This window comes from Rhizobium sp. BK008, assembly GCF_014197345.1.
In the GTDB taxonomy this organism is placed as follows: domain Bacteria; phylum Pseudomonadota; class Alphaproteobacteria; order Rhizobiales; family Rhizobiaceae; genus Rhizobium; species Rhizobium anhuiense.
Window position 1 is genome coordinate 159,069 of record NZ_JACIFK010000008.1, and the last position, 21,712, is coordinate 180,780.

Consider the following 21,712-nt stretch of genomic DNA (forward strand, 5'->3'; position numbering starts at 1 on the left):
GAGACAAAAAAAGCGTTGGGGCCAGAATGACAGCAGATATTTCACTCCGCCCGGCGGACCATCCGGCCGTAAAATCAGGCAAGGTTGGTGTCCTGCTGGTCAATCTCGGCACGCCCGACGGCACCGATTACACGTCGATGCGCCGCTATCTCAGGGAATTTCTGACCGATCGCCGCGTCATCGAATGGTCGCCCTGGAAGTGGTACCCGATCCTGTTCGGCATCGTGCTCAACACCCGCCCGCAGAAGGTCGGCAAGGCCTATGAGCTGATCTGGAATAAGGAGAAGAACGAAAGTTATCTCCGCACCTACACCCGCAACCAGTCGGAGCTGATGGCCGAGCGCCTGAAGGATCTTGATAGCGTCAAAGTCGACTGGGCGATGCGCTATGGTACGCCGTCGATCGCTTCGCGCATCGACGCGCTGAAGCAAGAGGGATGCGACCGTATCGTGCTCTTCCCGCTTTATCCGCAATATGCGGCGGCAACGACCGCCACCGTCAACGACAAGGCCTTCCAGAAGCTGCTCTCTATGCGCTGGCAGCCGGCGCTGCGCACCGTGCCCGACTATCACGACGACGAGACCTATATCGAGGCACTCGCCAGTTCCGTCGAAAGACATCTTTCGACGCTCGACTGGAAGCCCGAGATGCTGCTCGCCTCCTTCCACGGCATCCCCATGTCCTATTTCAAGCAGGGTGATCCCTATTACTGTCAATGCCAGAAGACCGGCCGGCTGCTGCGCGAGCGGCTCGGATTGACCGAGGAAAACTTCATGGTCACCTTTCAGTCCCGCTTCGGGCCGGAGGAATGGCTGCAGCCCTATACCGACAAGACGGTGGAGAAGCTCGCCAAGGACGGCGTCAAGCGCATCGCCGTCATCAATCCGGGCTTCGTCTCCGACTGTCTGGAGACGCTCGAGGAGATCGCCGAGCAGGCTGCCCATTCTTTCCATGAGAACGGGGGAGAGAAGTTCGCGCATATCCCCTGCCTCAACGACGGCGAGGACGGCATGAAGGTGCTGGAAAAGGTCGTGCGCCGCGAATTGCAGGGCTGGACCTGAGAGATCTTTTCAGAAAGCATCGCCGCACGGATAGCTGGCGAAGATCCAAATAACCCAACCGAGAGGAAACCTCCACCTCACACGGATGTGTAGCATCCATACGGCATTTCTTCCTCGCAAAGAACATGCTACCCCACCACATCAGTGTATGGGCGCATGCGCCGATAGGAGGAATTCTTCATGTTGTTCGGCGGCTTCGACATTGTCGTCATCGTGCTGGTCATCTTCGTCATCCTCGTGCTCTTTGCCGGGATCAAGACCGTGCCGCAGGGCTACCGCTATACGATCGAGCGCTTCGGGCGGTATACCCGCACGCTGGAGCCCGGCCTCAACCTGATCACCCCGTTCATCGAGCGCGTCGGCGCCAAGTTGAACGTGATGGAACAGGTGCTGAACGTGCCGACCCAGGAGGTGATCACCAAGGACAATGCCTCGGTTTCGGCGGATGCCGTCTCCTTCTATCAGGTGCTGAACGCCGCTCAGGCCGCCTATCAGGTCTCCAACCTCGAAAACGCCATCCTCAATCTCACCATGACCAATATCCGTTCGGTCATGGGTTCGATGGATCTCGACGAACTGCTCTCTAACCGCGATGCGATCAACGACCGGCTGCTGCGCGTCGTCGACGAGGCCGTGCATCCCTGGGGCATCAAGGTCACCCGCGTCGAGATCAAGGACATCCAGCCGCCGCGCGACCTCGTCGACGCGATGGCCCGCCAGATGAAGGCCGAGCGCGAGAAGCGGGCGCAGGTGCTGGAGGCCGAAGGCTCGCGCAACGCGCAGATCCTCCGAGCCGAAGGCGCCAAGCAATCCGCCATTCTCCAGGCCGAAGGCCAGCGCGAGGCCGCCTTCCGCAACGCAGAAGCCCGCGAACGCCTGGCCGAAGCCGAAGCCAAGGCGACGAAAATGGTCTCCGAGGCGATCGCCGCCGGCGACATCCAGGCGATCAACTATTTCGTTGCGCAGAAATACACCGAAGCGCTCACCTCGATCGGTTCGGCGCCCAATTCCAAGATCGTCATGATGCCGATGGAAGCCTCTTCCATCTTGAGCTCGCTCGGCGGCATCGGCGCCATTGCCCGCGAGGTCTTCGGCGATGCCGGCAACAGCCCGGCAACCCCGCCGCCGCTGCCGCCGCGTCCGCGCCCCGCACCGGCGCGCTCGACGCCGCCGATCAATCCGTCGACTCCCAATCCTTTCAATCCCGATCAGGAGCGATAAGCCATGCTGGCGAAGATCATCGCCGAACTCGGTCCGTGGAGCTGGTGGGTCGCAGGCCTCGTGCTGCTCGCCGCGGAAATGATCGTACCCGGCTTCTTCCTGGTCTGGATCGGCCTTGCCGCCTTGATCGTCGGCGCGCTGTCGCTGCTCTTCTGGGACAGCGCCTTCTGGGTCTGGGAACTGCAGGCGATCCTGTTTGCGCTGCTCGCCGTTGCCACGACCTTCGCCGGCCGGCGGCTGACGCTGCGCAATGCAACGACCGACGAGCCCTTCCTCAATCAGCGCGGCGCGAGCCTCGTCGGCCGCACGGCGACGCTGCACGAACCGATCCGCGAAGGCCGCGGCCGCATCCGCCTCGACGATACGCTATGGCAGGTGATGGGACCCGATCTGCCGGTGGGAACACAGGTGAAGGTGGTTTCAAGCAACGGCCGCGACCTGACGGTCGAGCCCATCTGATCAAACGAGCCTGATCGAACGAGCTTGATCAGGCGACGCCGATGCGCAGCAGGTCGTGGAAATGCACCAGTCCGACCGGCCGGCGGTCGTCGTCGATGACGATCAGCGCGCCGATATGATGCTGGTTGAGCAGCGCCAGCGCCGCGGTCGCCAGTATCGTCGGCTTCACCGTCTTTGGCGTCTTGGTCATGATATCGTCGACCGCGAGCTCGGCCAGATTGCGGGTCAGATTGCGCGCCATATCGCCTTCGGTGACGATGCCGCAAAGCCGGCCATCCTCATCCAACACGCCGACGCAGCCGAAATGCTTGCGCGACAGCACCGTGATCGCCTCCGGCATCGGCGTGCCCTTGGCAACGAGCGGCAGCTGCTCGCCGGTATGCATGATATCGGCGACATGCATCAGGCTGGCGCCCAGCTTGCCGCCGGGATGGAAGACATGGAAATCCGTGGCGGTAAAGCCGCGCGCTTCCAGGAGCGCCACTGCCAGCGCGTCGCCGAGCGCAAGCTGCATCAGCGTCGAGGTCGTCGGCGCCAGCCCATTGGGGCAGGCCTCCTGTTCGTTCGGCACCAGAAGGACGATATCGGCGGCGGTCGCCAGCGAGGAACGGTCGCTGCAGGTGATTGCGATCAGCGGAATGGAGAAGCGCCGGGTGAAGGAGATGATGCTCTTGAGCTCGGCGCTCTCGCCGCCTTTGGAAATCGCCAGCACGACATCGTCGCGCTCGATCATGCCGAGGTCGCCGTGATTGGCTTCGGCCGCATGCACGAAAAAGGCAGGTGTCCCGGTTGAAGCGAATGTCGCCGCGAGCTTGGCCCCGATATGGCCGCTCTTGCCGACGCCGGTGACGATGACGCGGCCGGAGATGTCGCCGATGACTTCGACGGCCCGTGTCAGAGGATCGGCCAAGCCATTGTCAAGGGCCCGTTCCAGCGCTTCAAGACCGCGTCTTTCGGTCTCTATCGTGCGTTTTGCCGATTCGAGCACGCTGTTTTCAACGAGGTTTATCGCTCTTCTGTTCATGAAGTTGCGTTAGACCTTTTCACTTTCCAAGTCCACCCCGCACTCTTTCCGAAATGTGAACGGCGCCCGCTGACGGCAACGAATGATTAACCACAAGGCTTTACCTTTGGGTAAGAACCGAAAGCATGTCAGGCGCGAATTGCATGGGCCAGCCAAAACAGACGAGCAGTGTGACGCCGCTCCGCGCCATGAGCCGTGCCGTCTCTTTTGCCGCGTTCGGAGGCCTGATTCTTGCCCAGACGGCAGCCCTTGCGCAGTCCGCCGCACAGCCGGCAGGGATGGCAAACAGCCGCTCCGCGGCCAATCAGGACAACAGCACCACTAACAACGCCGCCGCCACCGGTTTCGATGACGAGACCGACGGTGCCGCCGCGACTGCGGCAAATGGTGCGACCGCGAATGCCGACGATGCCCAGCAGAGGCCAGCCATACCGGATGCGCAGGCCGGCGACGACATTACCGGCTCCATCCTCGACGAGGACATACGCCGGCTGAACACCCGCGAAGCGCCGCTCGACGAGACGCTGCCGCGCCGCAGGGCTGCCACAAGCGCCTCGACGGAGGAAACGCCGGGAATCCCGATCGGCACGTTCGTGCTCCGCCCGAGCGTCACCCAGAGCATCAACACCGAGACCACCAAGGACGGCAATACCCGACAGCGGCGCGCCTTTTTCGAAACAGACGCAGCAGCGACCTTGACCTCCGACTGGGGCCGCCATCAACTGTCCGTAACCTCGGAAGGTGCCTATCAGAGGAATATCAGTGGCGAGGGCGAAGAACAGCCCTCCTTCAAGATCAACAGCGACCTCAGGCTCGATCTTCCCGACGACACCACGGCGCACCTGACCGCCGGTTACAATTTCTACCGCGAGGATACGGACGATCCCGACGCCATCGCCAATGCCGCGCAGCAGTCTGATGTACAGGAATTTTCGGCCGGCGCCTCCGTCCAGCGCGATTTCGGCATTCTACGCGGGACGACGGCCCTTGCCATGACCCGCTCGATTTATTCGGATGCCAAGCTTTCGAACGGCACGACCGTCACCCTCAGCGATCGCGACCAGACGACGGGTACGCTGCGCGGCCGCGTCGGCTACGAGCTGTCCCCCGCGCTCATCCCCTTCATCGAAGCCAACATCGGCCGCACGATCTATGACGAAACGCGCGACTCGGCCGGCTATGAGCGCTCGGGGCACAGCTATGGCGCCAAGGTGGGCGTCGAAGTCGATCTCGGCGAGAAACTGAAGGGTGAAGTCGGCGTCGGTTACGAGCAGGCCGATTTCGAAGACAGCCGCCTGTCCTCGATCGATACGGCGACACTCGATGCAAGCCTGCTCTGGTCGCCGATCCGCGGAACCGACGTCAATTTCGACCTGCAAACCAGCATTCAGCCCTCAACGACTGCCGGTGAGAGCGGCTACGTCTCGCACGCACTGACGACGACGCTCACCCACCAGCTGCGCGACAATCTGGTCGGGACGATGATCGGCGGGGTAATATGGCGCGACTATCCCACGGATAGCACCATCAACGACGAGCTCGTCTATACCGCCGCGACCGGCCTGACCTGGAACATCAACCGCTATCTCGATTTGACCAGCACACTCGGCTACGAGCTGACGACGCGCAAGGAAGGCACCGACTCGCAGCAATTTCGTGCCGGCGTCGGCCTCAAGCTGAAACGTTAAACGCCGCGCATCCAGCCCGGATGCGCGGCGTTCTGTCACTTCATAATCCAGGCGTAGCCCTTACTTCAGGCCGGCAAGCAATTCCCTGAAGCCGCCTTCGACGGAGGGACGGATATCGGCGCGTTCGAGAGCGAAGGCGACGTTTGCCAGGATGAAGCCGTCCTTGGCGCCGCAGTCGTAGGTCGCGCCGCGGAAGTGGTAACCGGCGAAATCCTGTTCCTTCAGCAGCTTCAGCATGCCGTCGGTGAGCTGGATCTCGTTGCCAGCGCCGCGCTCCTGGGTTTCGAGGATCTTGAAGATCTCCGGCTGCAGGATGTAGCGGCCGTTGATGAAGAAGTTGGAAGGCGCCGTCCCCTTGGCAGGCTTTTCCACCATGCCGGTGATGCGGAAGCCGTCACCGATCGCTTCGCCGACGCCGACGATGCCGTATTTATGCGCCTGGTCGGGCGCGCATTCCTCGACGGCGATGATATTGCCGCCGCTCTGGGCGTAAAGGTCGATCATGCCCTTCATGCAGCCCTTGTCGCCCTTCATGATCATATCGGGCAGCAGCAATGCGAAGGGCTCGTCGCCGACGATCTCGCGGGCGCACCACACGGCGTGGCCGAGGCCGAGCGGCTCCTGCTGTCGGGTGAAGCTCACCGTGCCGGCCTTCGGCAATTGCTGGGCCAGAAGGGTGATCTCCGCCTTCTTGGCGCGCTCGCGCAGCGTCTGTTCCAGCTCGAAATGGATGTCGAAATAGTCTTCGATGACGTGCTTATTGCGTCCGGTGACGAACACCAGATGTTCGATCCCGGCCTCGATCGCCTCATCGACGACATACTGAATGATTGGCTTGTCGACGACGGTCAACATTTCCTTCGGAACAGCCTTTGTCGCCGGCAGGAATCGCGTCCCCAATCCGGCCACCGGAAATACTGCTTTACGAACTTTGTTGTGTTGAGCCACACCGGCCTCCTGCTTCGATCATATCGCTTTGGAAATAGGGCTTTTTAGCCTTAACTAGTATAGAATTGCTACTGTTTTGCAATGGTGACCGCAGCGGTTCGCTATGGTAAAGAATTTGTTGACTCCGTTCCTGTAGTCTTGGTTCTGGCGCGGACATGATGCCTCGCTGTCCCCGGAAACTGAAGATGACGGATACGACTGTCGATGACCCAGAATCACAAAAACTCCCTTCGTGGTCTTGCTCTCGCCCTCATTGTCGCCGCCCAGGTGGGGCTGGTCCCCGACAACGCTAGAGCTGATTCCCGGTTCCAGAAATGGATCGCGGATTTTTACCAAACAGCCGCTCAGAGTGGCATCAGTAAGGCAACTTATCAAAAGGCCTTTTCCGGGGTGAGCGAGCCTGATCCGACCGTGCTCGAAAAGGCCGCCTATCAGCCGGAATTCACCTCGAAGATCTGGGACTATGTCGATTCCCGCGTCAATCCCTACACGGTCAAGATCGGCCGCGAGATGGCCGCCAAACACGCAAGAACACTCGATGCGATCGAGCGGCGATTCGGCGTCGACAAGACCATTCTGCTCGCCATCTGGTCGATGGAATCGAATTACGGCGCGATTCTCGACAAGGACGACCGGCTGCACTATGTGCCGCGCGCGCTGGCAACGCTGGCCTATGCCGATCCGAGCCGCGCCAAATTCGCTAAGAAGCAGCTGGTCGCCGCGCTGAAGATCCTGCAGAACGGTGACGTGCCGGCTCGCGAAATGACCGGCTCCTGGGCCGGCGCCATGGGCCACACCCAGTTCATCCCGACAAGCTACCTGCTTTATGCCGTCGATGCCGACGGCAACGGCCATCGCGATATCTGGAACTCGGTGCCGGATGCGCTGGCGACTTCGGCCAATCTCCTGATGAAGAACGGCTGGGACACCGGCAAGACCTGGGGCTACGAGGTCGTCGTTCCCGCGGCCGCGGCCAAGCAGGCCGGCAAGACCCATACGCTGGCCCAATGGGCAGCGCTCGGCCTGACACGCCCGAACGGCAAGGCCTTCCGCGACGGCGGCACCAAAGCCATGCTGAAGATGCCGGCCGGAGCCGGTGGCCCCGGCTTCCTGATGACCGCCAACTTCTTCACCATCAAGAACTACAATGCCTCGGACAGCTATGCGCTTGCCGTCGGCCTGCTGGCCGACCAGATCGCCGGCTACGGCGGCATGCAGCAGCGCTGGCCGCGCCCGGACGGCGCCCTTGATATCACTGAGAAATTCGAGCTGCAAACGCGTCTGAAGACACTCGGCTATTACAATGGCGAGGTCGACGGCAATTTCGGCTCGGGTTCGAAGGCGGCGATATCAGCCGTGCAGGAGCGCATCGGCATGCAGCCGGACGGCGAGCCCTCCTTGCCGCTTCTGAACGCGCTGCGTCGCTAGATCGGGATGATCCCGGCCGAATCCGCCGGGAAGCTGAACCCGCATTTGGATCAAGAAAGTAGGGCATGACACCGCCCGAAAACCACACACACTTTTCGGCATGCTGCTCTACAACAGCCAGAACCTTGACCTAGATAGCGAGAGTGGACGCTGGCCTACCCCACGTGCAAGATGCCGGCAGATGCGGAACTGCCCATGACGAAGAAAACTGATCGCACCCCAATCCGTTGGCTCATGCTCGCCTTGACGGCGGCTTCGCTATTCGTTGGCGCGCTTGCGCCGATGCAGGTTGCCGAAGCCCAGGAGCAGCGCTACCAGCGCCGGTCGATCCTCGATTTCCTCCTCGGCCGGCGCTATCTCGACGACGCACCGCAGGCGCCTGATGTCCAGCAGCCGAGACGCCAGCAGCGCAAGCGCCCGCCGGCGCAGAAAGCCATCGTCAATACCCGCACCGCGCCGCCGGTCCGCGCTCCCGTGCAGGAGGAGCCGGCGGTGCAGAAGCTCGGCGACGCCCGTAAGATCCTGATCGTCGGCGATTTCCTGGCGAGCGGCCTCGGCGACGGCCTCACCGCCGCCTTCGAGACCTCGCCCGGTGTCGTCGTCGAAGCCCGCGGCAACGTCTCCTCGGGCCTGGTTCGTGACGATTATTACGACTGGCCGGCACAGCTGCCGAAGATGATCGACGAGCTGAAGCCGGCGATGGTCGTCGTCATGATCGGCGCCAACGACCGCCAGCAGATGGTGACCGACACCGCCAAGGAAAAATTCCGCACCGATGGCTGGTTTACCGAATATCGCCGCCGTGTCCTTTCCTTCGGCAAGGAGGTCACCGCCCGCAAGATCCCGCTGCTCTGGGTCGGCCTTCCCGCTTTCCAGTCCGATTCGATGACGGCCGATGCCGTCCAGATGAATCAGCTTTACCGCAACCAGGTTGAAAGCATCGGCGGCGAATTCGTCGACATCTGGGATGGTTTCGTCGACGAAAACGGCACCTTCATCGTCACTGGTTCGGATGTGAACGGCCAGCAGGTGCGCCTGCGCACCTCCGACGGCATTAATCTTACGCAAGCCGGCCGGCGAAAGCTCGCCTTCTATGTGGAAAAGCCGGCCCGGCGTCTTCTCGGCACCCAGGCAAGCCCCGACCTAATTCGCCTCGACTCCAGCAATCTGCCCGGCCTCGGCCTCCCCGCCAATCCGGTCGAACATACCGTGCCGATCAGCCTCTCCGATCCCAATCTCGACGGCGGCGCCGAGCTTCTCGGCGCCAGGCCGCCGCCTGTGGCTTTGACGCGGTCGCCGCGCGACCTCCTGGTCGAGCAGGGCGAAATGACGCCAGCACCTCCCGGCCGCGTTGACGATTACCGCCTGCCTGCCGCAAAGGCGCCGGCCGAAGTCTCGGTCAAATAAAGAGACCGCCCGCTCTGCTGCGCTGGATCAGCGATCAATCGCGGCGGGCGGCATTGTGCTTGCGGTTACAAGCTGCTCTTCGGCGAGCATAAAAGCACATCTCCTGCGTAACAGCGTCCTGCAATTCGGCTAGCTCTAGTCTAGATCGTAGATCAGTCGGCAACGCGCTGTGCGTGAAGCAGCCTTTCGCTCCGTTCCGGTCTAGGTCGCCGCCTACGGCCAGCTCAGATAATAATGGTTGGAGCCGGATAGGCCGAAGAAGGCGTCGCTGTCGTTCGTCTGAAATCGCTCCGGCCGCTGACATCGATGTCCTTACCGTTGCCCGAGGCTTGCGGCACGGTTCCGCGGTAAGCGGTCGCATCACGTCCTGGCGGACGCGCGGCGCTCCATGAAAAAACTCCGCCGATAGGGCGGAGTTCTTGTCTTCTTGAAGGTGTGAGCGGCCGACGGTCAGTTCGGCAGGACGGTCGAGCCCATCAATGCCTCGTCGATCGCGCGCGCCGCCTGGCGGCCTTCACGGATCGCCCAGACCACCAGCGACTGACCGCGGCGCACGTCGCCGGCCGTCCAGAACTTGTCGATCGACGTCTTGTAGTCGCGGTCGTTGGCGACGACGTTGGTCGAGCCGCGCTTGTCGGTGTTGAGCGTCAGCTTGCCTTCGAGTTCCTTCAGCACGCTTGATGTGAACGGGCCGCGGAAACCGATGGCGATGAAGGCGAGATCGGCCCGGATGACGAATTCCGTGCCCGGAACCGGCCGCCGGCGTTCATCGACCTCGCAGCACTTGACGCCGGTCAGCACGCCGTCTTCGCCGACGAACTCGAGGGTGGCCACCTGGAATTCCCGCACGGCGCCTTCGGCCTGCGAGGAGGAGGTGCGCATCTTCGTCGCCCAGAACGGCCAGACGGCAAGCTTGTCTTCCTTCTCCGGCGGCTGCGGCCGGATGTCGAGCTGGGTGACCTTGACGGCCCCCTGGCGGAACGCCGTGCCGACGCAGTCCGAAGCCGTATCGCCGCCGCCGACGACGACGATATGTTTGGCGCCGGCAAGGATCGGGTCCGACGGCCAGCCGACGCTGTCGATGTTCTCGCGACCGACGCGGCGGTTCTGCTGGACGAGATAGGGCATCGCATCGTGGACGCCCGCAAGCTCGGTGCCGGGAATGCCCGCCTCGCGCGGCGTCTCGGAGCCGCCGCAGTAAAGAACGGCATCATGATCGGCGAGTAGCTGCTCGACCTTGACATCGACGCCGACATTGACGCCGCAATGGAAGGTGACGCCCTCGCCTTTCATCTGCTCGACGCGGCGGTCGATGAAGTTCTTCTCCATCTTGAAATCGGGGATGCCGTAGCGCAGCAGCCCGCCCGGCTTTGTCTCGCGCTCGTAGACATGCACCTCGTGGCCGGCGCGGCCGAGCTGTTGGGCGGCCGCCATGCCGGCGGGGCCGGAGCCGATGACGGCGACCTTCTTGCCGGTGTGCACCGTCGCCGGCTGCGGCCGGATGAAGCCGAGCTCATAGGCCTTGTCGGCGATCGCCTGTTCGACCGTCTTGATGGCAACAGGCGCATCCTCGAGATTCAGCGTGCAGGCTTCCTCGCAGGGTGCAGGGCAGACGCGGCCGGTGAACTCAGGGAAGTTGTTGGTCGAATGCAGGTTCTGGATCGCCGCTTCCCAGTTGTTGTTGTAGACGAGGTCGTTCCAATCGGGAATCTGGTTGTGAACCGGGCATCCGGTCGGGCCGTGACAATAGGGGATGCCACAGTCCATGCAGCGCGCGGCCTGTTTCTGCACTTCCGGGTCCGACATCGGGATCGTGAACTCGCGGAAATGACGGATACGATCCGACGCCGGCTGATACTTCGCTACCTGCCGGTCGATTTCCAGAAACCCTGTTACCTTACCCATGCTTTCGTCCCTTACCCTCATGACCGCCTCACCGCAGCCAATCTGTCTATCGTCAGTCCCGGTATCCGGGGCAAGTTGCTTCTCTTGACCGTCATTGGCGCATATCCCCTGGAAGACATCCGTGCGATCTGGACAGGTTTCGCTGTCGGCATGATCGGAGTCATCGAGATATTTTCGTCATCCGTCACCTGCGGTCAGCAGGTGACGGATGTCCCAGTGCAAATCATTCCGCGGCGATGCCCATCCGGCTGCGCTCCATTTCCTCGAGCGCACGGCGGTATTCGACCGGCATGACCTTGCGGAACTTCGGACGGTAGTCGGCCCAGCTGTCGAGGATCTGCTTGGCGCGGGTTGAACCCGTATAGTGCAGATGGTTGGAGATCAGCTGGTAGAGGCGCTCCTCGTCGTGGCGCGTCATGTCGCCGGAAACGTCGACACGTCCCTTGTGCATGAGATCGCCGCCGTGATGATGCAGCTTCTCCAGCATGTCGTCCTCCTCGGGCACCGGCTCGAGTTCGACCATCGCCATGTTGCAGCGGCTGGCGAAATCGCCGGTTTCATCGAGCACATAGGCGACACCGCCGGACATGCCGGCCGCGAAGTTACGGCCCGTGGCGCCAAGCACGACGACGACGCCGCCGGTCATATATTCGCAGCCATGGTCGCCGACACCCTCAACGATGGCGATCGCACCCGAATTGCGCACAGCGAAACGTTCGCCCGCCACACCCCGGAAGTAGCATTCGCCCTCGGTCGCACCGTAAAGCACGGTGTTGCCGACGATGATCGAGTTCTCGGCCACGATCCGCGAATTCTCCGGCGGGCGGATGATGATCTTGCCGCCCGAAAGCCCCTTGCCGACATAGTCGTTGCCGTCGCCGATCAGGTTGAAGGTGACGCCACGCGCCAGGAAGGCGCCGAAGCTCTGCCCCGCCGTACCGCGAAGTGTGACATTGATCGTGTCTTCCTTCAGCCCGCGGTGGCGGAAGCGCTTGGCGACCTCGCCGGAGAGCATCGCGCCCGCCGAACGGTCGACGTTCTTGATGCCGACCTCGAAGGCAACGGGTGTCTTGGCGGTCAGCGCCGGCTGTGCCTGCTCGATCAGCACACGGTCGAGAATGTCGTCGATCGGGTGCTGCTGCCGGCTCGTCCAGAAGGTCTCCTCCTTGGCGGCATCGACCTTGTGGAAGATGCGGCTGAAGTCGAGGCCCTTGGCCTTCCAGTGCGCCAGCATCTCGTCCTTCTCCAACAGCTCCGAAGCGCCGATGATCTCGTCGAGCCGGGTGAAGCCGAGCGAGGCGAGAATTTCGCGCACTTCGTTGGCGACGAAGAAGAAGTAGTTGATGACGTGCTCCGGCGTGCCCTTGAAGCGCTTGCGCAGCACCGGATCCTGGGTTGCCACGCCCACCGGACAGGTGTTGAGATGGCACTTGCGCATCATGATGCAGCCGGCCGCGATCAGCGGCGCGGTGGCGAAGCCGAACTCGTCGGCGCCGAGCAGCGCCCCGATGATGACGTCGCGGCCGGTCTTCAACCCGCCGTCCACCTGCAATGCGACACGCGAGCGCAAGCCGTTCAGCACCAGCGTCTGCTGGGTCTCGGCAAGGCCGATTTCCCAGGGGCTGCCGGCATGCTTGAGCGAAGTCAGCGGCGATGCACCCGTGCCGCCGTCGAAGCCGGCGACCGTGATATGGTCGGCGCGCGCCTTGGCGACGCCGGCGGCGACCGTGCCGACGCCGACTTCGGAGACGAGCTTGACCGAGACATCCGAGGTCGGGTTGACGTTCTTCAAATCGTAGATCAGCTGTGCCAGATCTTCGATGGAATAGATGTCGTGGTGCGGCGGCGGCGAAATCAGGCCGACACCCGGCGTCGAGTGGCGGGTCTTGGCAACCGTCGCGTCAACCTTGTGACCCGGCAGCTGGCCGCCTTCGCCAGGCTTGGCGCCTTGCGCCACCTTGATCTGCAGCACGTCGGCATTGACGAGATATTCGGTGGTGACGCCGAAGCGGCCCGAGGCAATCTGCTTGATCGCCGAACGTTCCGGGTTCATCGAACCGTCGGCCAGCGGCATGTAGCGGTCGGATTCCTCGCCGCCCTCGCCGGTGTTCGACTTGCCGCCGATCCGGTTCATGGCGATCGCCAACGTCGTATGCGCCTCCCTGGAGATCGAGCCGAAGGACATCGCTCCCGTCGAGAAACGCCTGACGATATCGGCCGCCGGCTCGACCTCGTCGATCGAAACCGGCGTGCGGCCGAGCGCCTCGGCGCTCTTCATCCTGAAGAGGCCGCGGATCGTGTTCATGCGCAGCGCTGAATTGTTCACCATCTCGGCGAATTCGCGGTAGCGATCCTCGGCATTGCCGCGCACCGCATGCTGAAGGGCAGCGACTGCATCCGGCGTCCAGGCGTGGCTTTCGCCGCGCATGCGGTAGGCATATTCGCCGCCGATGTCGAGCGTCGTCGCAAGAAGCGGATCCTTGCCGAAGGCCGCGTTATGGCGGGCGACGGTTTCGGCGGCAATCGCCTCGAGGCCGACACCTTCGATCATCGTCGCGGTCCCGAAGAAATATTTGTCGATGAGTTCCGACTGTAGGCCGATCGCATCGAAGATCTGCGCCCCGCAATAGGATTGATAGGTCGAGATACCCATCTTCGACATGACCTTGAGGATGCCTTTGCCGACCGCCTTGATGTAGCGGTAGACGATTTCGGAAGCATCCACTTCCTTCGGGAATTCGCCCTTGGCATGCATGTCGAGCAGCGTGTCGAAGGCGAGATAGGGGTTGATCGCCTCGGCGCCGTAGCCGGCGAGCAGGCAGAAATGATGCACTTCGCGCGGTTCGCCGGTCTCGACGACGAGACCGACCGAGGTGCGGAGCCCCTTGCGGATCAGGTGATGGTGTACGGCCGCCGTCGCCAGCAGCGCCGGAATGGCGATCCGGTCCGGGCCAATCTGGCGGTCGGAGAGCACGATGATGTTGTAGCCGCCCTTGACGGCCGCTTCCGCGCGCTCGCAGAGTCGGTCGAGCATCTCCGGCATGCCTTCGGCGCCACGCTCGATATCATAGGTGAAATCGAGCGTCTTGGTGTCGAAACGATCTTCCGTATGACCGATCGAGCGGATCTTCTCGAGATCGCCGTTGGTCAGGATCGGCTGACGCACTTCAAGCCGCTTGGCGTTCGCCGCGCCCTCGTGGTCGAGAATGTTCGGCCGCGGCCCGATGAAGGACACCAGGCTCATGACCAGTTCCTCGCGGATCGGGTCGATCGGCGGGTTGGTCACCTGCGCGAAGTTCTGCTTGAAATAAGTGTAGAGCAGCTTCGGCTTTTCCGACATCGCCGAGATCGGCGTATCCGTGCCCATCGAGCCGATCGCCTCCTGGCCCGTCGTCGCCATCGGCGACATCAGGATGCGAGTATCCTCGAGCGTGTAGCCGAAGGCCTGCTGGCGATCGAGCAACGACACGTCGCGGCGCAGCGCCCGTGGCTCCACCGGCTTCAGATCTTCGAGGATGAGCTGGGTGCGGTTCAGCCAGCTGCGATAGGGATGCGCCGTCGCCAGCTGCGACTTCACCTCGTCGTCGGAGATGATGCGGCCTTCCTCCATGTCAATCAGCAGCATCTTGCCCGGCTGCAGGCGCCACTTCTGGATGATCTTCTCTTCCGGAACCGGCAGCACGCCGGCTTCGGACGCCATGATGACGCGGTCGTCATCGGTGACGAGGTAGCGCGCCGGCCGCAGGCCGTTGCGGTCGAGCGTAGCACCGATCTGCTTGCCATCGGTGAAGGCCACGGCAGCCGGACCGTCCCAGGGCTCCATCAGAGCGGCATGATATTCGTAGAACGCCTTGCGGTCGGCCGCCATCGATTGGTTGCCGGCCCAGGCTTCCGGGATCAGCATCATCACCGCATGTGCCATCGAATAACCGCCGCGCACCAGGAATTCGAGCGCGTTGTCGAAACAGGCCGTATCCGACTGACCCTCATAGGAAATCGGCCAGAGCTTGGAAATGTCCTCACCGAACAGCGGCGAGGAGACCGACGCCTGGCGCGCCGCCATCCAGTTGACGTTGCCGCGCAGCGTGTTGATCTCGCCGTTATGGGCGACCATGCGGTAGGGATGCGCGAGCTTCCACGACGGGAAGGTGTTGGTCGAGAAACGCTGGTGCACCAGGGCGACCGCGCTTTCGAAGCGCGGATCCGACAGGTCCTTGTAATAGACGCCGACCTGATAGGCCAGGAACATGCCCTTGTAGACCACCGTCGCCGACGACAGCGACACCGGATAGAAATTGCTCTCCTCGCCGTCGAACTCATCATAGATACGGTTGGAGATCACCTTGCGCAGCGTGAACAGCCGGCGCTCGAACTCGTCGTTGTTTTCGGCATCCTCGCCGGCGCCGATGAAGACCTGCACATGATGCGGCTCGGTTGCGGCAATCGCCGGCGCCTTGGAGAGCGAGGAATTGTCGACCGGCACGTCGCGAAAGCCGATGAAGACCTGGCCTTCCTCGGTGATGACGTCTTGGATCACCTTCTTGAAGTGCTCGATCTGCTTTTCATCGCGCGGCATGAAGATATGGCCGACGCCATATTCGCCGATCGGCGGCAGGGTGATGCCCTGCTCGGCCATCTCCTCGCGGAAGAAACGGTCGGGGATCTGCACCAGGATGCCGGCGCCGTCACCCATCAGCGGATCGGCGCCGACGGCGCCGCGATGCGTCAGGTTCTCGAGGATGAACAGGCCGTCCTTGACGATCTGGTGCGACTTCTGGCCCTTCATATGCGCGACGAAGCCGACGCCGCAGGCATCGTGTTCGTTGCGCGGATCGTAGAGGCCCTGTTTCTTCGGCAGGCCGGAGGCGGATGTGGAGATATTGGCCGTCGCGCGCACCTCGGCAGCAGCAAACCGGTCAAATTCCATGGATGGCGTCTTCGTCATCATCTTTCCTCCTGTCGAAGCCCGCGGGGCCGCGGGCGGCTTTTCGTCATGCGCCGCAACCCGAAGATAGGTTCGGCGCGTGACAGCGCTGTTGCAGTGTGAAGATCGGCCGCAGACATCTGCTTCAAAGGAAAGCAAACCGTCGCGTTCCGCGCCTGCCATTCGCCTCCGCGCGCCGCCGGCAAGGCTTTGACGCTCGGAAGAACTATAGCGTGAAAGCCGGTCTGTTCCAGGGCTTTCGGCGCCTCTTCGGCCACAAAGGCCAAAATAGGACAGCAACACTGTCCTAATTCATCAGTTCTATGCCAGAAAGCATTCGGCTCCGCAAGAGCGCTCTGTCAAAAAACATCAATTTGCGACTGAAGATTGCCGGATCAGTCGGCATGGCGAAATAAAATTACGCAAAGCCACACTATTTTGTTTATTGATTGCGTAGTTCAATTTCTGTGATGTGTCACGGGCGACAACCTTGATCCTGTGAAGCTTTGGCGTAATGTCCGCTGCGGACTTGCCAACCTTATCCTTCCCCAACGGTTTCCCCCATGTTCTTTGCTTCCGATAACTGGGCCGGCGCCCATCAATCCATTGCCGAACGTCTGCTGACGGAATCGGCCGGTTTTGCCGCCGCCTATGGCGCCGGCGACCTCGACAGGAAGGTCGAAGCCCGCTTTTCCGAGATTTTCGAACGCGAGGTTTCGGTCTTTTTCGTCGCCACCGGCACGGCCGCCAACTCGCTGTCGCTGGCAAGCGTCCAGCGCCCCGGCGGCATCACCTTCTGCCATTCGGAAGCCCATGTGATCGAGGATGAATGCGGCGCGCCGGAATTCTTCTCCGGCTCCGCCCGCCTCGTTGCCGTCGACGGCGAAGCCGGCAAGATCGATCCGGCCGGGCTCTCGGCAAAGATCGCGCATTATCCCGAAGACGCCCTCCGTCATGGCCGCGCCAGCGCGGTGACGATCACCCAGGCAACCGAGATCGGCACCGTCTATTCGCTGCCGGAGATCGGCGAGATCGCCGCCATATCAAAAAAACGCAATCTGCCGCTCCATATGGATGGCGCCCGCTTCGCCAATGCGCTGATCGCGCTCGGCGCCACCCCGGCCGAAATGACCTGGAAGCGCGGCGTCGACATGCTCTCCTTCGGCGGCACCAAGAATGGTTGCTGGTGTGCGGAAGCGATCGTCTTCTTCAATCCGGATCAGGCCCGGGAAATGCCCTTCATCCGCAAGCGCGCCGCCCAGCTCTTTTCCAAGTCGCGCTTCATCGCCGCCCAGTTCGATGCCTATTTCGAAAACGGTCTCTGGCTCGATCTCGCCCGCCATTCGAACGGCATGGCCGACGGGCTGCGCGCCGGCATCAGAGACAGCAACGCCGCCCGCCTCGCCTGGCCGACCGCCTCCAACGAAGTCTTTGCCGTTATCAGCAAAAGCGCTGCGAAAACCGCGGAGGAAAAGGGCGCGAAATTCTACGAATGGCCGGTTCCGGCGGCAACGCCCGAGCTCGTTTCCGAAAGCGAAATCCTGATCCGTCTCGTCACCAGCTTCGCGACGACGGAAGCGGATGTGGATGGTTTCCTGAAGTGCCTGGTTGCCTGATTGCCCCGATTGGCAATGCTTCACGCCGATTTCAGTCCCCTCACCTTTTGCAGAATATCGTCGGAAAGTGCTGAGACCAGCGCCTGATCCGCTCCCTTGCGCGGCACCAGCACGAATTCGACGTCCTCTAGCGCCGGAAGTTTTCCCGCAGCAATCTCCTTCAGGCCTGATGGTGCCATGCTGCGCGGCTGCACCAGCACGCCCATCCCGGCCCGCGCCGCCGCCGTCAACCCACTCAGGCTGCCGCAGGTGCAGACGATCCGCCACGGCACGCCGTTTCGCCCGAGCGCTTCCAGGGCGATCACCCGTGTGACGCTCGGCGGCGGAAAGGCGATCAGAGGCAGAGGGCCGGAGGCGAGCACGCGCTCGGGATCGCGCGCCAGCCAGACGAGCGGCTCGCGATAGACGAGTTTTCCGCGTGCATCGCCGAGCCGGCGCTTGGCGAGCACCAAATCGATCTCACCATTATCCTGCATCTCGTAGAGAACGCCTGATAGCGCCACCGTCAGTTCCAGATCGACGGAGGGATGCGAACGAACGAAATCTTCCAGCACCGCCGGCAACTGGCTGGTGACAAAGTCCTCCGACACGCCGAGCCGCAGGCTGCCGCGCAGGCTGTGGCTCTTAAACAATGACTGCACCTGCCCCTCGATCGAAAGCATGGCGCGCGCATGCGAGAGCAACGCCTCGCCATCGCCGGTCAGCATCACCTTATGCGTGTCGCGCGCCAGCAGCTTGCGCCCCAGGGCCGTCTCCAGCCGCTGGATATGCTGGCTGACCGTCGATTGCCCCAGGCCAAGCCTCTCCGCAGCAAGGGTGAAACTGCCCATCTGTTCGACGGCGACGAAACTGCGCAATTGCGAAAGGTCCAGCATGATCCAGATTCTCGATAACTGTTATTTCTTGCATCCTGGATCATAATGGACGACAGAACAACGACTGTTTTTATCACGCCGCGAGACCGCCATGCGCCGCTTTCTGCCCGATACATTCACCATCCTGCTCGTCTGCACCGTCATCCTCGCCTCCTTGTTTCCGGCGAGCGGCACATTCGCGGATTATTTCGGCATCGCCACCGATCTTGCCATCGCCCTGCTGTTCTTCCTGCATGGCGCCCGCCTCTCGCGCGACGTCGTCATAGCAGGCCTGCTGCACTGGCGGCTGCATCTCGTCATCCTGCTGACGACCTTCGGCATCTTCCCGCTGCTCGGGATGGCGCTCGGACTGATCCCGGACACGATCCTGCCGCAGCCGCTTTATCTCGGCATTCTCTTCCTCTGCGTGCTGCCATCGACGGTGCAGTCGTCGATCGCCTTCACCTCGATGGCCGGCGGCAATGTGCCTGCCGCCATCTGCTCGGCCTCGGCGTCCAACATCTTCGGCATGTTCCTGACACCGCTGCTCGTCGGCTTGCTGTTTTCCGTCGGCGGCCATGGCGGCTTCTCTTTCGACGCCTTGGAGCAGATCCTGCTGCAGCTGCTTGCCCCCTTCATCGTCGGCCAGATCCTGCAGCCCTGGATCGGCGACTGGATCCGCGCCAAGAAGAAGATCCTGATGCCTGTCGACCGCGGCTCCATCCTGATGGTCGTCTATCTCGCCTTCAGCACGGCGGTGGTCGAAGGCCTGTGGCACACTTTCTCGATCGCCGATATCGCCGTCGTCATCGCAGCCGACATCGTGCTGTTGGCACTTGTTCTTGTTTTGACGATGTTCGGCAGCCGCTGGCTCGGTTTCAACAAGCCCGACCAGATTACCATCACCTTCTGCGGCTCGAAGAAGAGCCTTGCCAGCGGCGTGCCGATGGCAAATGTCATCTTCGCCGGCCAGTCGATCGGCGCGATCGTGCTGCCGCTGATGCTCTTCCACCAGATCCAGCTGATGGTCTGCGCCGTCATCGCCCAGAAATACGCCGCCGCCGCGGCCCGCCGCGCAACGGAAAAGGAAATGGACGAGGCAGCCAGCCCGGCATAGAGCAGGTCGCGCAAAAATAAGGAGCTAAAGCGCGAGGAGCGAATCTGAAGGATCGCGGCGCGCTTTGGGCGACAAATAAAAAACGGCGCCCCGATGGGAGCGCCGTCCGTTTTACCCGTAAGGGATCGATCAGCCGTTGATGATCTGCGCTTCGATGGCCCTCGGAGCCTCAACCGGTTCTGCGGCAATCGCGATCTTGCGGGGCTTCATGGCCTCGGGAATATTGCGCAGAAGGTCGATGTGCAGCAGGCCGTTCTTCAGCGAAGCGGCAGTCACCTCGACATGGTCGGCAAGCTGGAAGCGGCGCTCGAAGGCGCGCTTGGCAATGCCGCGATAGAGGAATTCGCCACCTTCGGCAGGTTCCTCGTTCTTTTCGCCCTTCACGGACAGAACATGGGCATGGGCTTCGATCGAAAGTTCGGTCTCGTCGAAACCGGCGACCGCCATGGTGATGCGATAGGTGTTTTCACCGGTGCGCTCGATATTATAGGGCGGATAGGTCTGCGCCTGCTCCGGCTGGGCAAGGCTGTCGAGCATGGTGAAGAGCCGGTCGAAACCGACGGTCGAACGATAAAGGGGAGAGAAGTCTACGTGACGCATGATGTCCTCCTGTGGAAGCGACGTGTTGCGATGAAATGCCCCTGAAACCCCATCTTTGGCGGCCTCGGGACGGTTGCGCGGGCCCTTTCCGGCGCCCGCAGGAAGGAGATGGTGATGGGATTTGACGAGTTCAAGACCTTTTGGGAATCGCCTTGATCGGCCAGTGAACCCCGCATGAACGACCGGTTCGGCACGCGTTCAGGCGCATTCGCTTAGGAATTTCAGCGTCGGGTGAATCTGGTCCCGATGGCTGAAGTGCATCGTCCCTTCTTCTTCAGTCTCAACTTCGGCCGGCCACGAGCACCCTCATGCTCCTGCCGGCCCTTTTCCCGCGCCTTGCGGGCGCACCGCTTTCCAAGGCGGATACCATGCGCTATCCCTGATAGGCGAAGCAGTCAGCAGCGGCGCATTGGCAAGGTCATGGATCAGGTTCTCTATTCGACGCCCGACAATCCCGCCCCGGAAAACCGCACCGAGGGGTTCTTCGAAACCCATGACGGCCACCGGCTGCGTTACGCCGTCTTCCGCTCGAGCGCCCAGATGGCCAGGGGCACGGTCGTCATCCTTCATGGCCGCAACGAATATATCGAGAAATATTTCGAGACGATCCGCGACCTGACGGCCAAAGGCCTCTGGGTGGCGACTTTCGACATGCGCGGCCAGGGCGGTTCGTCAAGGCTGCTGAAGCACCGCAACCACGGCCACATCCGCCGCTTTGCCGATTACGAGCGTGATCTCGACATCTTCCTTGAAAAGGTGGTGCTGCCGGATACCCGCCTGCCCTTCTACCTGCTCGCCCATTCCACAGGCGGGCTGATCGCGCTCTCGGCCGCGCCCTATCTCACCACCCGTATCGACCGGATGGTGCTGTCGGCGCCCTTCATCGGCCTGACCGGCCAAGCGGCTTCGCCCGGTGTCATCCGCGCTGTGGCCGGCACGCTGAACGCCATCGGCCTGGGCTTTCTGCCGCTGACCTCGAAACTGAAGGAGCCGGATTTCCGCGACAATCCGCTGACCTCCGACGAACTCCGCTTCGAGCGCAACGTCGCGATGATGAAGGACCATCCGGAACTGACGCTCGGGCCGCCGACAGCCCGCTGGCTGATCGAGGCTTTTCGCACGATGGACCGGGTCACCTCGCCCGACCATCTCTTCTCGATCACCATCCCGACCATCGTCATCGCCCCGACGCGGGACGGTGTCGTGCCCTACACGGCGCAGGAGCGGCTCTCGCGTTATTTCCGCGCCGGCCAGTTGGTGCCAATCAACGGCGCCCGTCACGAGATCTTCCAGGAACGGGATACCTACCGCGCCGCCGCTCTTGCCGCCTTCCACGCCTTCATTCCCGGCAGCGACGCCGAAGAAAACCAGGACGTCGCCGCCCTCGGCACGTGACCCGACCGCTGTTGCTGACCGGGCGATTAGCAAGGCTGATCAAGGATCAGCAGGGCTGATCCGGA

At 62.3% G+C, this 21,712-nt stretch carries 15 protein-coding genes; 9 read left to right on the plus strand and 6 right to left on the minus strand.

Annotated elements, in window-relative coordinates:
• Window positions 1-26 precede the first annotated feature (26 nt).
• The 3 genes from hemH to FHT69_RS26835 all read left to right on the plus strand — a co-directional run bounded on the left by hemH (window position 27) and on the right by FHT69_RS26835 (window position 2,741).
• Complete coding sequence (hemH, locus tag FHT69_RS26825; protein ID WP_028758602.1) at window positions 27-1,061, plus strand: ferrochelatase; 1,035 nt, start codon at window positions 27-29, stop codon at window positions 1,059-1,061.
• Between the two features lie 180 nt (window positions 1,062-1,241).
• A complete protein-coding gene (locus FHT69_RS26830) occupies window positions 1,242-2,282 on the plus strand; it encodes an SPFH domain-containing protein (RefSeq protein WP_028756669.1) in 1,041 nt (346 codons plus the stop codon).
• A 3-nt stretch (window positions 2,283-2,285) separates the two neighbouring features.
• The gene (locus FHT69_RS26835; protein ID WP_028756670.1) at window positions 2,286-2,741 is read left to right on the plus strand and encodes an NfeD family protein; all 456 of its coding nucleotides are present in this window, start codon (window positions 2,286-2,288) and stop codon (window positions 2,739-2,741) included.
• Window positions 2,742-2,769: 28 nt separating this feature from the next.
• Here FHT69_RS26835 and FHT69_RS26840 read toward each other — a convergent pair whose 3' ends face one another.
• Entirely contained in the window at window positions 2,770-3,765 is a 996-nt protein-coding gene (locus FHT69_RS26840) for an SIS domain-containing protein (protein WP_028756671.1), read from the minus strand.
• Window positions 3,766-3,908: 143 nt separating this feature from the next.
• Here FHT69_RS26840 and FHT69_RS26845 point away from each other — a divergent pair, with 143 nt between their 5' ends.
• Entirely contained in the window at window positions 3,909-5,453 is a 1,545-nt protein-coding gene (locus FHT69_RS26845; RefSeq protein WP_028756672.1) for an outer membrane beta-barrel protein, read from the plus strand.
• Between the two features lie 60 nt (window positions 5,454-5,513).
• On the opposite strand, the gene galU is transcribed toward FHT69_RS26845, so the two are convergent.
• Window positions 5,514-6,401, minus strand: coding sequence for a UTP--glucose-1-phosphate uridylyltransferase GalU (galU, locus tag FHT69_RS26850; RefSeq protein WP_003542870.1), 888 nt, complete (start codon window positions 6,399-6,401; stop codon window positions 5,514-5,516).
• Window positions 6,402-6,605: 204 nt separating this feature from the next.
• Here galU and FHT69_RS26855 point away from each other — a divergent pair, with 204 nt between their 5' ends.
• Window positions 6,606-7,829: a lytic murein transglycosylase gene (locus tag FHT69_RS26855; protein WP_028756673.1), complete on the plus strand. Its 1,224-nt coding sequence runs from the start codon at window positions 6,606-6,608 to the stop codon at window positions 7,827-7,829.
• A gap of 171 nt (window positions 7,830-8,000) precedes the next feature.
• Window positions 8,001-9,236 carry an SGNH family hydrolase gene (locus FHT69_RS26860; RefSeq protein ID WP_028756674.1) on the plus strand — a complete coding sequence of 412 codons (1,236 nt, stop codon included), beginning with the start codon at window positions 8,001-8,003 and terminating at the stop codon, window positions 9,234-9,236.
• A gap of 450 nt (window positions 9,237-9,686) precedes the next feature.
• Here the strand turns inward: FHT69_RS26860 and FHT69_RS26865 are convergent, their stop codons facing one another.
• Window positions 9,687-11,141: a glutamate synthase subunit beta gene (locus FHT69_RS26865; protein WP_028756675.1), complete on the minus strand. Its 1,455-nt coding sequence runs from the start codon at window positions 11,139-11,141 to the stop codon at window positions 9,687-9,689.
• Window positions 11,142-11,364: 223 nt separating this feature from the next.
• Entirely contained in the window at window positions 11,365-16,089 is a 4,725-nt protein-coding gene (gltB, locus tag FHT69_RS26870; protein WP_183906192.1) for a glutamate synthase large subunit, read from the minus strand.
• 539 nt (window positions 16,090-16,628) lie between these two features.
• Here gltB and FHT69_RS26875 point away from each other — a divergent pair.
• Window positions 16,629-17,681, plus strand: coding sequence for a threonine aldolase family protein (locus tag FHT69_RS26875; RefSeq protein ID WP_028755888.1), 1,053 nt, complete (start codon window positions 16,629-16,631; stop codon window positions 17,679-17,681).
• Window positions 17,682-17,701: 20 nt separating this feature from the next.
• Here FHT69_RS26875 and FHT69_RS26880 read toward each other — a convergent pair whose 3' ends face one another.
• Window positions 17,702-18,556 (minus strand): LysR substrate-binding domain-containing protein, encoded by an 855-nt coding sequence (locus FHT69_RS26880; protein ID WP_028755889.1) that lies wholly within the window; start codon window positions 18,554-18,556, stop codon window positions 17,702-17,704.
• A gap of 91 nt (window positions 18,557-18,647) precedes the next feature.
• Between FHT69_RS26880 and FHT69_RS26885 the strand changes: the two genes are divergently transcribed.
• On the plus strand, window positions 18,648-19,652 hold the full coding sequence (locus FHT69_RS26885) for a bile acid:sodium symporter family protein (protein WP_028755890.1): 1,005 nt from the start codon (window positions 18,648-18,650) through the stop codon (window positions 19,650-19,652).
• A 129-nt stretch (window positions 19,653-19,781) separates the two neighbouring features.
• Here FHT69_RS26885 and FHT69_RS26890 read toward each other — a convergent pair whose 3' ends face one another.
• The gene (locus FHT69_RS26890) at window positions 19,782-20,252 is read right to left on the minus strand and encodes an Hsp20 family protein (protein ID WP_028755891.1); all 471 of its coding nucleotides are present in this window, start codon (window positions 20,250-20,252) and stop codon (window positions 19,782-19,784) included.
• Window positions 20,253-20,672: 420 nt separating this feature from the next.
• On the opposite strand from FHT69_RS26890, the gene FHT69_RS26895 reads away from it, so the two are divergent.
• The gene (locus FHT69_RS26895) at window positions 20,673-21,647 is read left to right on the plus strand and encodes an alpha/beta fold hydrolase (protein WP_183906193.1); all 975 of its coding nucleotides are present in this window, start codon (window positions 20,673-20,675) and stop codon (window positions 21,645-21,647) included.
• Window positions 21,648-21,712: the final 65 nt, after the last annotated feature.

Bases quoted from the DNA above. Each gene is read 5' to 3' on its own strand.
- hemH (WP_028758602.1), top strand. From the start codon at position 27: ATGACAGCAGATATTTCACTCCGCCCGGCGGACCATCCGGCCGTAAAA.
- FHT69_RS26830 (WP_028756669.1), top strand. From the start codon at position 1,242: ATGTTGTTCGGCGGCTTCGACATTGTCGTCATCGTGCTGGTCATCTTC.
- FHT69_RS26835 (WP_028756670.1), top strand. From the start codon at position 2,286: ATGCTGGCGAAGATCATCGCCGAACTCGGTCCGTGGAGCTGGTGGGTC.
- FHT69_RS26840 (WP_028756671.1), bottom strand. From the start codon at position 3,765: ATGAACAGAAGAGCGATAAACCTCGTTGAAAACAGCGTGCTCGAATCG.
- FHT69_RS26845 (WP_028756672.1), top strand. From the start codon at position 3,909: ATGGGCCAGCCAAAACAGACGAGCAGTGTGACGCCGCTCCGCGCCATG.
- FHT69_RS26855 (WP_028756673.1), top strand. From the start codon at position 6,606: ATGACCCAGAATCACAAAAACTCCCTTCGTGGTCTTGCTCTCGCCCTC.
- FHT69_RS26860 (WP_028756674.1), top strand. From the start codon at position 8,001: ATGCCGGCAGATGCGGAACTGCCCATGACGAAGAAAACTGATCGCACC.
- FHT69_RS26865 (WP_028756675.1), bottom strand. From the start codon at position 11,141: ATGGGTAAGGTAACAGGGTTTCTGGAAATCGACCGGCAGGTAGCGAAG.
- gltB (WP_183906192.1), bottom strand. From the start codon at position 16,089: ATGATGACGAAGACGCCATCCATGGAATTTGACCGGTTTGCTGCTGCC.
- FHT69_RS26875 (WP_028755888.1), top strand. From the start codon at position 16,629: ATGTTCTTTGCTTCCGATAACTGGGCCGGCGCCCATCAATCCATTGCC.
- FHT69_RS26880 (WP_028755889.1), bottom strand. From the start codon at position 18,556: ATGCTGGACCTTTCGCAATTGCGCAGTTTCGTCGCCGTCGAACAGATG.
- FHT69_RS26885 (WP_028755890.1), top strand. From the start codon at position 18,648: ATGCGCCGCTTTCTGCCCGATACATTCACCATCCTGCTCGTCTGCACC.
- FHT69_RS26890 (WP_028755891.1), bottom strand. From the start codon at position 20,252: ATGCGTCACGTAGACTTCTCTCCCCTTTATCGTTCGACCGTCGGTTTC.
- FHT69_RS26895 (WP_183906193.1), top strand. From the start codon at position 20,673: ATGGATCAGGTTCTCTATTCGACGCCCGACAATCCCGCCCCGGAAAAC.